This is a genomic window from Methylobacterium iners (assembly GCF_022179305.1).
In the GTDB taxonomy this organism is placed as follows: domain Bacteria; phylum Pseudomonadota; class Alphaproteobacteria; order Rhizobiales; family Beijerinckiaceae; genus Methylobacterium; species Methylobacterium iners.
In genome coordinates this window covers 1-10,102 of record NZ_BPQP01000068.1, presented here as the reverse complement: position 1 = coordinate 10,102, position 10,102 = coordinate 1, and the positions used below count along the sequence as shown (strand labels likewise).

At 62.4% G+C, this 10,102-nt stretch carries 13 protein-coding genes; 5 read left to right on the top strand and 8 right to left on the bottom strand.

Annotated features, from left to right (window positions below; genetic code table 11):
* Positions 1 to 696: 696 nt before the first annotated feature.
* Both MFF55_RS20020 and MFF55_RS20015 read left to right on the top strand, forming a co-directional pair.
* Positions 697 to 924 (top strand): hypothetical protein, encoded by a 228-nt coding sequence (locus MFF55_RS20020; protein WP_238245870.1) that lies wholly within the window; start codon positions 697 to 699, stop codon positions 922 to 924.
* A gap of 191 nt (positions 925 to 1,115) precedes the next feature.
* Positions 1,116 to 2,534, top strand: a complete 1,419-nt coding sequence (locus MFF55_RS20015; RefSeq protein WP_238245869.1) for a pilus assembly protein TadG-related protein — start codon at positions 1,116 to 1,118, stop codon at positions 2,532 to 2,534.
* Positions 2,535 to 2,542: 8 nt separating this feature from the next.
* Here the strand turns inward: MFF55_RS20015 and MFF55_RS20010 are convergent, their stop codons facing one another.
* On the bottom strand, positions 2,543 to 2,764 hold the full coding sequence (locus MFF55_RS20010) for a hypothetical protein (protein ID WP_238245868.1): 222 nt from the start codon (positions 2,762 to 2,764) through the stop codon (positions 2,543 to 2,545).
* Positions 2,765 to 2,897: 133 nt separating this feature from the next.
* Between MFF55_RS20010 and MFF55_RS20005 the strand changes: the two genes are divergently transcribed.
* Positions 2,898 to 3,122, top strand: a complete 225-nt coding sequence (locus tag MFF55_RS20005; RefSeq protein ID WP_238245867.1) for a hypothetical protein — start codon at positions 2,898 to 2,900, stop codon at positions 3,120 to 3,122.
* 273 nt (positions 3,123 to 3,395) lie between these two features.
* On the opposite strand, the gene MFF55_RS20000 is transcribed toward MFF55_RS20005, so the two are convergent.
* Positions 3,396 to 3,818 (bottom strand): PilZ domain-containing protein, encoded by a 423-nt coding sequence (locus MFF55_RS20000; RefSeq protein ID WP_283206775.1) that lies wholly within the window; start codon positions 3,816 to 3,818, stop codon positions 3,396 to 3,398.
* Between the two features lie 46 nt (positions 3,819 to 3,864).
* Positions 3,865 to 4,119: a hypothetical protein gene (locus MFF55_RS19995; RefSeq protein ID WP_238245865.1), complete on the bottom strand. Its 255-nt coding sequence runs from the start codon at positions 4,117 to 4,119 to the stop codon at positions 3,865 to 3,867.
* 313 nt (positions 4,120 to 4,432) lie between these two features.
* On the opposite strand from MFF55_RS19995, the gene ctrA reads away from it, so the two are divergent.
* On the top strand, positions 4,433 to 5,137 hold the full coding sequence (ctrA, locus tag MFF55_RS19990) for a response regulator transcription factor CtrA (protein ID WP_238245864.1): 705 nt from the start codon (positions 4,433 to 4,435) through the stop codon (positions 5,135 to 5,137).
* A 1,093-nt stretch (positions 5,138 to 6,230) separates the two neighbouring features.
* Here the strand turns inward: ctrA and MFF55_RS19985 are convergent.
* The 5 genes from MFF55_RS19985 to MFF55_RS19970 form a co-directional block, all read right to left on the bottom strand.
* Complete coding sequence (locus tag MFF55_RS19985) at positions 6,231 to 6,653, bottom strand: hypothetical protein (protein WP_238245863.1); 423 nt, start codon at positions 6,651 to 6,653, stop codon at positions 6,231 to 6,233.
* Entirely contained in the window at positions 6,653 to 6,799 is a 147-nt protein-coding gene (locus MFF55_RS19980; RefSeq protein ID WP_238245862.1) for a hypothetical protein, read from the bottom strand. The genes MFF55_RS19985 and MFF55_RS19980 overlap by 1 nt, the downstream gene beginning before the upstream one ends.
* Before the next feature lie 245 nt (positions 6,800 to 7,044).
* Positions 7,045 to 7,728 carry a hypothetical protein gene (locus MFF55_RS19975; protein WP_238245861.1) on the bottom strand — a complete coding sequence of 228 codons (684 nt, stop codon included), beginning with the start codon at positions 7,726 to 7,728 and terminating at the stop codon, positions 7,045 to 7,047.
* 101 nt (positions 7,729 to 7,829) lie between these two features.
* The gene (locus tag MFF55_RS27225) at positions 7,830 to 8,066 is read right to left on the bottom strand and encodes a helix-turn-helix transcriptional regulator (protein WP_373874844.1); all 237 of its coding nucleotides are present in this window, start codon (positions 8,064 to 8,066) and stop codon (positions 7,830 to 7,832) included.
* A gap of 210 nt (positions 8,067 to 8,276) precedes the next feature.
* Positions 8,277 to 9,443 carry a tyrosine-type recombinase/integrase gene (locus tag MFF55_RS19970; RefSeq protein WP_306421466.1) on the bottom strand — a complete coding sequence of 389 codons (1,167 nt, stop codon included), beginning with the start codon at positions 9,441 to 9,443 and terminating at the stop codon, positions 8,277 to 8,279.
* Between the two features lie 308 nt (positions 9,444 to 9,751).
* On the opposite strand from MFF55_RS19970, the gene MFF55_RS27220 reads away from it, so the two are divergent.
* Positions 9,752 to 10,102 (top strand): DUF6538 domain-containing protein (locus tag MFF55_RS27220; RefSeq protein WP_373874843.1); only part of this gene is annotated, 351 nt, incomplete at its 3' end.

The following is a 10,102-nucleotide window of genomic DNA, read 5'->3' as shown; positions in this document are numbered from 1 at the left end:
GTCATCGTTAATCAATCAATTGATACGCAAATGTTGCTGCTGCCTCAAAGGAATGAAATCGCTCTTGACCGCAAGGCATCTTGATCAATCGTCCGTGCGACAGGTCGATTGCTAGGGCGCTTGGTTCGATGACGAGTGAGGCAGGTGCAAGACCGAGCCAGCGAGGCTAGCCAATCTCAGCTCGCATCAGCCCAAGCCGTCGCATGCCGCTTCGAAGGCTCTTGCGCGGAAGGTAGACGAGGGTGCTCCAGACGGTGAGGCCAGCAAGCCCAGCAAAGGCCCCGAGAAGCTGGATCCCGATCCGAAAGCGCCGCATCATCCCCTCGTCGTGTGACGTCGCCTTTCGAGGTGCGGTAGCGTTCAGGCCTTGCAGCTTCCTTCTGCAGTCCTCGCAAATCATGGGTTATCTTGGCGGAATCGAGCGGTTCGGCTCGCTCTTGACCACTGCAGGAAGGCTCCTGGGCCGGTGCGAGCAAGCCTAGGTGCAAGACGTAACTCACGGCACCAGAAGACCAAAGCCGGACCCTGTTCTCAGCGCAATGAGGTTCTCCGTCAGCGATCAAAGCCTTGCGTCCAAAGCCTGAACCGCCCCTTCCGATCACAGACCCGTGAACTTTTTTCGAGGTAGGGGTCGCGATGGGATTGTTTCGCAGGTGCGAAAGGCGCCTTGTGCCATCACACGTAAGGGCACCAACGATGGCAGGCGACGCGTCTGGCGAGGGCGAAGACAGCAGGGACGCTGAACCGCCGCGCTATCGCGTTCTGATCCTGTCGCAGGAGGGGCAACCCGTCGAGATCATCGGCTTCACGGCCTACGGCGACGATGCAGCATCAGCGATCGCCAAAAGCATGGTCGATGGGCATGCAATCGAACTGTGGTGCGCTCGGCGCCTTGTCGGACGGTTTGAGCCTGAGGGTGACTAGATCGCCTTGGCTTTGTACGTCCGGACCGAGGCGTTGACCCGAGCGCAAATTCGACGAGCAGCCGATCTTGCGCGCAAATTGAACGGATAAACTCGGTCGAATGCGCTGATACCTCGGCTTTCCCACGAACCGATTCAGACATTTGCAGCACTCGGCACGCGATCACCTTCTGCAAGGGAGGAGTGCGAGACATGGGTCGCATGCTGCAGTCGTGGATGCGTGACACGCGAGGCAACGTCCTCCTCATCTTCGGTCTGGGCTTGCCCGTCCTCGTGGGTCTTGCGTCGGCCGCCCTGGAATACGGCTCGCTGGTCAAGCGCCGCACCGAGCTGCAGCGCGCCGCCGACGGCGGCAGCATCGCGGGCGTCAACCAGTTCAAGCTCGCCAACACGGACGACGCGGCCGCCATCCGCGCGGCGATCGCCATGGCCCAGGGCCAGGCGCAGGGCTCGACCAACCGCGTCACCCAGGTCCAGGCCGAGGTGCTGGGCAACCATTCCTCGGTCAAGGTGACGGTGCGCGAGAGCGTGCCGCTCGCCTTCGGCAAGCTCCTGAACGTGCCGAGCATCGAACTCGTCGTAAAATCGACCGCTAAGCTCGCCGGAACAACCCGCCTCTGCCTGCTCGCGCTCGATCCCGCCATGCAGGCCGCCTTCCACTTGGAGAGCGCCGCTCGGATTACGGCAACCGACTGCTCGCTCTACTCGAACTCGATGAACTCAGCCGGCATCCAGGCGGAGAACAGCGCGCTTGCCGTCTCGCTCTCGACCTGCACGGCGGGCGGCTACCAGGGCAGCAGCGCGAACTTCACGCCACCGCCAGCCACCGGCTGCCCGCCGCTGAAGGACCCGCTTGCTGACCGGGCCAAGCCGTCAGCCGGGCCGTGCGTCGTGCTGCCGACCTACATGAGCGCGCGACCCGGAGCGCCGGGCTACAACAACCCTGCCTACGGCGCCAACGTGGTCAGCGGCGGCACCGTGACGCTCGACCCCGGCACCTATTGCGGCGGCCTCCACGTCACGAACGGGGCGCAGGTGAGTCTCCGACCGGGCGTGTACATCATCAAGGATGGACCGCTCGTCGTCGACAGGATGTCCTCGTTCAAGGGCACGAACACGGGCTTCTACTTCTCAGGCGATCGCGCTGGTCTGCTGTTTGACCAAGACAGCGTGGTGAGCCTCACCGCACCCAAGGACGGCGTCATGTCGGGGCTGCTCTTCTTCGAGGATGCCAACATCCTCAGCCCCGTGGCCCTGCCGCTGCCGCTCAGCGGCAAGGGCGCGGTGCCACGCCTACTCGGCGTGGTCACTCGCACAGTCTCCGGCGTCTTGGGCTCGCTTCTGCCGACGTCCTCACCCTGGCGCGAGTACCGGATCATCAGCGACGAGGCGCGCACGCTGCTGGGCACGATCTACCTGCCGGCCGGCCGCCTGATCATCGACTCGAAGAAGCCGATCGCCGACCAATCCGCCTACACGGTGATCGTGGCCCGGGTGATCAACCTCTACGACGGCCCCAACCTTATGCTCAACGCCCATTACGCCAGCAGCGACATTCCCGTGCCCGAGGGCGTTGGCCCAAGTTCCTCCGACACAGTGATCTCGCAGTAGCGCTCTTGTCAGTGGACCGGCCGGTCATTGATCAGCGGCTTGATGTCGAGCTCGACTAGGAGATCAGCCACTTTGGAACGCGCTGCCTCTGCGGTGCTCGACGCGGCGGCAGCAATCAGGCGCCCTTCCGGGCCTAGGCACACCGCCAACCAGGGAAGTCCCTTGGCGGGCGGGTCGTAGACCACAAGCGCGTAGCCGTCGGCGTGAAGCTTTGTGGCCTCAACGAGCATGCGGCGCTGTCTCCAATCCGATCATCGTTCCTCGTGTTCGGGCGCAAACACTGGTGTGCGGGATTGAGTTGCTCGCGAACGGTTATGAAACGGATCCAGGCTAGATCATCTGGTGCATGCTGGGGGATGAGCTGTGCTTCACAAGGTCGATAGTGCCACGACGATCCTGTCCGCGCGCGCACTCGTGCGAGCCGAGACGATCGATGGTGGCGACACCATTGTGCTGCACATGCAAGGCGCGGATGGAACCTCCGCTTCGGTTCTGATGCCGCGCCACGCTGCGCAAGCGGTGCGTTCAGCCATAGACACCGAACTTGCTGCGCCTCGCAGGCAGAGCCCGTTCGATGCCGGCATATGAGCTGGCCGTCAGCCTGCAAGCTCCCAGCACGGGGCGGTGGACGGACTGCGTCTCGGTCTCAGCCTCATCCCTTGCCGAAGCTGCGCGCCAAGCAGCCCTAATCGTCGCTGACACTCTGGGCGATACACCCGGCCAGGCTCGCCTTAGCGACGCCGATGGCTGTGTTGTTTGGACCTGGTTCCGGCTCGCCAGCACTCAGGTCGGCGCACAAGGCGAAAAGCCAACCTCGTCGTTCCAGTCTCGGGCCGAGTAAGCGCCCGGACAGCGTGCAGGCTAGATCGCGCCGTCGGTGAGCTGGAGGATCCTGTTTTGCAGGCGCAGGACCTCCGCCTCAAGTTCCTTGATCCGACGGCGCAACGCGGCACTCTCTTCCTGCGTCGACTCCGCCTCAGACGCCTTATCCTCGCGACGAAACTGGATGCCAGCCTCGTTCTCGGAGCGCCACCTCAGCTCGGCTTGAAGTCGCTTCTGCTGGATGGGAATGTAGAGCTCGAAGTGGGTCGGCAGAGCGACGGCACGATCGATGTCGATGCGCGCCCCGCCCTCCGAGGTGTTGCGGATGACGCATTCTTGGCTGGTCAGACCCTTGTTGAACGTGATCGTCGCGGCCATGAAGCAGCGCTTGCGAACCTCAGCCCGATTGGAGGTGGCTTGGTCGGGTTTGGTCTCGGCCTGAGATGGTGCGGTAGACAACATCCCAGAGCACTGGCACGCGCCGCGCTAAGGATCTGTTGCGCAAGTCCTATACCGGCCGCGCCAGCAAGATTGCCGCTCGGGCCATGTTCCACCTGTAAGCCAGTGTCGCTTGCGGATTTGAGAGCGCCTTGCTGGCTACCTCGTGCGCTTTGAAGGCTGCATCGAGATCCAGCGTGTAATTGCCGATCGCGTAGGCTTTGCTTCTGTCGCCAGCCACAGCGGCTTGGACCGCCCGTGTTACGTCCTCCTCAACGACGAGCTTCGTCTTGAGTAGATCGTCGAGGGTCAGATCGTTCGTCATGCCGGCTAGGTAGGGCAGACGAGACTTGGCGACCAAGCGGCCCCGCCGCCCGATTTGATCACGGGCTGGCGGGGTGGCCGTCCATCTCACAGGTGAGCCGGTACGCAACTTGGCTCGCGGATAGGATGGCAAGCGGCAGTTGGCTGGTCATTAAGAGCGACCTTCACCGCCTGCCCAAATCGGAGATACCGGCTTCTCCCGCCCACGAGTATCAGGACAGGAACTTGGCGTACTAAGCACCCGGGCCAGGAGTCATTTAACAGCTCGTTATCCATGAGCGTCTAAGACAGCCTCCTTTGTGAGGATGCCGTCGATGCGCGTGCTTTTGGTTGAGGATGACGCCACGGTCGCGCAGAGCATCGAGTTGATGCTCAAGTCCGAGAGCTTCAACACCTACACCACCGATCTCGGTGAGGAAGGGATCGATCTCGGCAAGCTCTACGACTACGACATCATCCTGCTCGACCTGAACCTGCCCGACATGTCGGGCTACGAGGTCCTGCGGAACCTCCGCGTCGCCAAGGTCAAGACACCGATCCTGATTCTGTCGGGCATGGCCGGCATCGAGGACAAGGTGAAGGGTCTCGGCTTCGGGGCCGACGACTACCTGACCAAGCCCTTCCACAAGGACGAGCTCGTCGCCCGCATCCACGCCATCGTGCGCCGCTCGAAGGGCCACGCCGAGTCCCTGGTCACGATTGGTGATCTCAGCGTGAACCTCGATCAGCAGACCGCCGCCATTGCGGGGAGCATCGTCCCCCTGACGGGCAAGGAGTACCGGATGCTCGAGCTTCTGGCCTTGCGCAAAGGCTCCACCATCACGAAGGAGATGTTCCTCGGCCACCTCTACGGCGGCATGGACGAGCCGGAGATGAAGATCATCGACGTGTTCATCTGCAAGCTGCGTCGCAAGCTCGCCGTCGCCTCGGGTGGCAAGGACTACATCGAGACCGTCTGGGGCCGGGGATACTTGCTGCATGACGGGACAGCGCCGTCACAGCGAGCATCGGTCAGATAGGACGCGGCAGTCTCCCGCAGCGGCCAGGACCTTCCGGTTCGCAGGAAGTCCAATGGTCTGCCTCGCGGTTTCAGCATTGAGACTGGTGGGCAGTGATCTGCGGGGTCGCTGCCACGCCAGCCCTTCGTCTTAGCCATGCTTACCCCATCGCTCCGGTCCCAGAAGCTGATGGCGAACCGCCTACGTACCAAGGCGGGAGACAGCCGTCATTACCAGCTCTGCTCACACGATCAGGCCGAAGCTTACTGCTGTGCGGCAGCCTCAAGGAGCTTCAGGTTCATTGCTGCTAACGCCAGCAAGGGCGGGGGCAGGCCTACACCAGCCCGCCGCATTTGCTGGGTCGCGTTACGACAGGCGCCCAAGTCATTCCCACGGGCCGCCGCCTCGACCTGTTCGACTGCTTCCTGTGTCGGCTTAGGCGCCACAGGAGCAAGGGGAGTGACCGACGGAGCGACTGCCGCTTGAGCCTGTCCCGCCTGAGGTGCTGGCGCGGCGGGAACAACGTTCGCTGTGGCCCCGGAGGGAGCCGCCGCATTCTGCGTGCTGCCCTGTGGACCTGCCGCGCCGGGACCAGACGAAGTAATCTGCCCCGACTGGCCGGACGTCTGCTGCGCGGTCCCTTGTGCCTGTGGCTGGGACTCGGGACTGTTCGCCTTGGGCGCCTGCACCGCCGTGGCGAGCTGCGCTGGCTGCGGGTCGGCCTTCTTGGCAGTCTCAGGCTGCCGGACGAACGCGACGAGTTCCTGACACAGATTGGCTGGTTTGCCGGATCCTGACCCTGGCTGAGGTGTGGGAGGGCCGTCCTGAGCCGTGACGCTGAGCGGCATACAGGCCGCCGTCACGAGCAGTACCGAACTGACGAAGCCTCTCACGATGCACCTCTCGCAGAGGGCGCTGAACGGAAAAGACGCGCGCCTCTGTCGATGGCCCAACCCTACGAGGAAGAAGATAGGTCCCGTGCAAAGGCGTCAGATCAGGCGGTACTCCTTTGATCAAGGAGGCGAGTGCTGGCACCTCTGCTTTTTCCGAGCCGGGCAAGATTACACTCGGCCGATGAAACTGCGGCAGCTACCGCAGCTTCATAACCGGTTGTTCAAGCCGATAGAGCGGGTCCGCGCATTTCGATCAGCTCCGCCAGCAATCCAAATACGAGCATCTTGTCATCGTATTTGAACGGCTCGTGGAATCGGCCAGCGAGGCGCAGACCAAATCCGCTCTCAACGGCCGCGACGCGAGCCTTGTGAGCCAGGCCGACACGAGTTCTTGTCGGCATCCAGGCGATCAAGCGGCACAGCCGAGATGTCTCCTCGGTCGCTGCATCCGAGGCCTCCTGACTGACGGTCCAATCGCAGGCAATTTTCCAATATCGTCCATGCTCGCGGCACAGCCTAATGAGTTCAGCATCGTCGTCGATCCTGGGCACATCGGGGGCTGGCGATGAGAAGTCTGGAATGGCAGCGAAAGGGAGGGCGGCCGCGCTGAGCACGGTACGGCGGTTCGTGTGGTGCTCGGCCATCAGATTCGCGCCTCCGCCACGCAATGCGCCTGCGCGTTCGTCCAGTCGTCTTTCAGGTACTCGGAAGCGCGCGACACCGCTTGACCGATGATGGCGATCGCGTCGGGCCTGAGCAGGTCTGCCGAGCTCCCGAGATGCATCAGCACCTGACCCCAGCTCTCAAGCCCTAGGATACGATCCTCGAGCGAGGCAAGCATGCTCTGGTGGTTGGCATTCGGATTGGCATTTACCGGCCGGTGACGGCTCGTGGTAGACGTTGGTGACATCATCTTCGTTCCTCAGCGGGTTCGTGGTGATGAGGCTGAGGGGCCCTGCCAGGGGCTTCCTCGGCCGACTTGTTTCTGGATGCGCCGGCACGCTGCACACGCCACAGGTAGCGGCGGGGAATTCCTCAGGCCATCGCTCGCATCTTGCTAATTTCGGCGCCGGCCATGCTTTCGGCGTCGACACGCGAATAGCCGCCATCGAATTCGAGGATCCCGGCACACTCCTCGTAGAAGGCCTGCCAGTCCTCTTCATCCCAGCCGGATCGATCAAAGGGATCTTCAGCAGTAACCCCTGTAGCTACATCCTGAACCGTACCGAATGCCCCAGACTCAGGGTGATGTTCAGGGTGAAGGGGGGGCAAAGTTACCGGGCTGACACGATGTAATTTCACCCCCTGAGGCCCTAAATAGGGGGTGAGATTTACCCCCCTATCCGCATCATCATTGGTTGGTTGAAGGGGGTCAGATTTACCCCCCATGACGCTGGATACGGATCTCTTCAGCCGTTCAATGCGCGCCTCGTTTCGCTTCTCCCTTTTGGCGGCCATCACCTCAGTGATCGGATCAATCGCGCCATTTAAAAACCTATAGACAGAAGCACGACCGCGACTGCCTCGGGTGACCTGCCACCATGGAATTGCCTCAAGGGCATTTCGGCATCGCCGGAGCTTCCCGACGTCCGTCCTTGGAACTTCGTCCGTCAGAGTTTCGTCGGAGATGATCGCGACGCCCGTCGCCTCGTCGACCTGCTGCGAAATGCGGAAGGCTATCCGAAACTGCCAATCGGCAACCCGAGGATCGCGACACATCGCGTGAAGCTGGTCCAGCCGTTTGCCCGTGAAACTCCCGACGGCTGACCATCCATGGGCGACGGAAGTCTGAGGAGGCTTGGAACGCGGCACGGAGCGGCCTAACCGCGACTAACAGAGCTAGCCTGAGAGGCAGGAGCGACGTCGCCTCGCGCAGCTATGCGGCCAGCGATGTACGCTTCGGCTTCCGCCTCCACGAACGCGATGCGCTTGACCGCAATTTTTACAGGTCGCGGAAATCCAGGCTCGTCATCCATCAATCGATAGATTGAGGAACGAGACAGGCACAGCCGTTCGGCGAAGGTCTTAGGAGAAATGAGTTTAGTAGGGGCTGCCATTTGGCACACCTCGATGAAAACGAGGCGGCTCAGCAGCACGCGCCTCAGGACAAACCAAACACCCGCTGCTGCGAGTGCTCCCGCTTCACGCGGGCTTGGTCATCTGTCCTGAAAGGCGACGCACAATTGCGTCATTGATGAAACGACATTGCTGCCGTGTGTCATCATATGTGCACTGTTGTCTTATGCTGTCAAGGTTAGCGCACGGCGTTATGCGTTTTGTGAGGCTCGGAGCGGGATCACGTTGCTCGCCGGCTCTGCCGCCACATATGCATTCCACGCTATCATCAGGGCACGCCGCTTTTCGAGCGCGGTTGCTCGCCGGTAGGCTGCTTCCGTCGCATCTCTGAGCGCATGCGCAAGCGCGGCCTCAGCCACATCGCGGGGGAATTCAGTTTCGTCCCCGCACCAATCCCGGAACGCAGACCGAAAGCCGTGCGGGGTGAACTGGCCAGCATCGGCGCGCCGCATCGCCATCGTGAGGGCCATCACCGACAGGGGCTTATCCGGCTTCGCACCGGGGAAGATGAAGATCCCGCCGCGCTCCCGCATCTCCTCGAGGATCTCGATCATTCGATCGGTGAGAGGCACCTGATGCGGGCGGCTCCCTTTCATTCGTTCGGCTGGTATCGACCAAAGGCGCTTGGCGACGTCGATCTCTGGCCAGGTCGCGCCCATGATCTCGCCGGATCGGCCGGCCGTAAGAATCGTAAATTCGAGAGCGCGGTTCGAAATGGTGGGATTGTCCCGAAGGCGAGCGACGAAGGCTGGCACGTCGGCATAGGGCATTGCCGCGTGGTGACCGCGGGCGAGCACCTTCCGCGGTGGCAGCAGCTTGTCGAGGTGACCACGCCAGCGGGCCGGGTTTTCGCCTGAGCGGTGTCCCTGAGCTCGCGCGGCGTCGAGGACGGCCTCTACCCTTCCACGCACCCGTGCAGCCGTTTCCGGCTTTGCCTGCCAGATCGGGCGAAGGAGGCGCAGAACGTCGTCGGTGCTCACGGCATCGACCGACTTCGAACGAATAGGGCCGGCATACTCGGTGAGCGTCATCTTCCACTGAGCGACGTGCTTTGGATTGCGCCAGGATGGCTCCATGTCGGCGATCAGGGCGTCAGCCGCCTGGCCAAAGGTAGGAATGGCCCGCTGCTGCTCACGGGCTTCCATCGGGTTCAGGCCTTCGGCCACGAGTGCCCGAGCCGCGGCGGCCTTCTCCCGCGCCCTGGCCAGCGTCACGTCGCGGGTCGAGCCAAGTCCCATTTCGGTTGGCTTCCCCCGCCACCGAAACAGGAAGACCCACCGGCGTCCGCCGTTAGGTGAAATGGAGAAGTAGAGATTGCCGCCATCGGCGTACCGTCCGGCCTCAACCGCAGTGGCGATGAAGCGAGCGGAGAGGCGGTTCAGTGCGCGTGCTATCCGAATGCTGCCCTATCATCTGCCCTATCAGCGAGGCAGTATCTGGCAGCGAATATGGTCAGGATGGTTTGCGCCTGGCAAGCTAAACGCCTGCGTTACAATGGGTTTCCAACGAGCATGAAACCGCTCGGAGACGCTGGAGCGGATAGTTTAATCCCGCTCCCTCCGCCATTTAGCCATAAACTATTGTGAAATAACGGTTTTTAGCGCTCGTTCCTAACCCACTTGGTGACACTGTGTAACCGTGGCCGTATGGGGAGCGGGGGCAGCGTTTGCGTCGTGCTGACTACCTGCAACGTCGTCGTGGACGCTGGTACGTGCGTCTTCGCGTTCCGGCGCATCTTGTAGCCACCGTAGGGCAGCAGCATCTCGTCAGGGCTCTCGACACTGACAGTGAGGCCATTGCCCGCGAGCGACGGTGGCTCGCTCTGGCGCTGCTGTGGGAGTGGATCGGTGCGCAGACCGTCTCGGACGGTTGGCGGCCTGCCTGGGTGGCGAACCTCACCGTAGCCGAACGGTCCTCCAACGATGGGCAGCGTGATCGATCCCTACCGTCCCTCCACGGTGGTGCCGATTATCCGATCACGAGAGCGCCAAAGCCTCGATCCGCATCAGGGCAGAAG

Bases quoted from the DNA above. Each gene is read 5' to 3' on its own strand.
- MFF55_RS20000 (WP_283206775.1), bottom strand. From the start codon at position 3,818: ATGTTGTCTACCGCACCATCTCAGGCCGAGACCAAACCCGACCAAGCC.
- MFF55_RS20015 (WP_238245869.1), top strand. From the start codon at position 1,116: ATGGGTCGCATGCTGCAGTCGTGGATGCGTGACACGCGAGGCAACGTC.
- MFF55_RS20020 (WP_238245870.1), top strand. From the start codon at position 697: ATGGCAGGCGACGCGTCTGGCGAGGGCGAAGACAGCAGGGACGCTGAA.
- MFF55_RS19975 (WP_238245861.1), bottom strand. From the start codon at position 7,728: ATGTGTCGCGATCCTCGGGTTGCCGATTGGCAGTTTCGGATAGCCTTC.
- MFF55_RS19995 (WP_238245865.1), bottom strand. From the start codon at position 4,119: ATGACGAACGATCTGACCCTCGACGATCTACTCAAGACGAAGCTCGTC.
- MFF55_RS27225 (WP_373874844.1), bottom strand. From the start codon at position 8,066: ATGGCAGCCCCTACTAAACTCATTTCTCCTAAGACCTTCGCCGAACGG.
- MFF55_RS20010 (WP_238245868.1), bottom strand. From the start codon at position 2,764: ATGCTCGTTGAGGCCACAAAGCTTCACGCCGACGGCTACGCGCTTGTG.
- ctrA (WP_238245864.1), top strand. From the start codon at position 4,433: ATGCGCGTGCTTTTGGTTGAGGATGACGCCACGGTCGCGCAGAGCATC.
- MFF55_RS19985 (WP_238245863.1), bottom strand. From the start codon at position 6,653: ATGGCCGAGCACCACACGAACCGCCGTACCGTGCTCAGCGCGGCCGCC.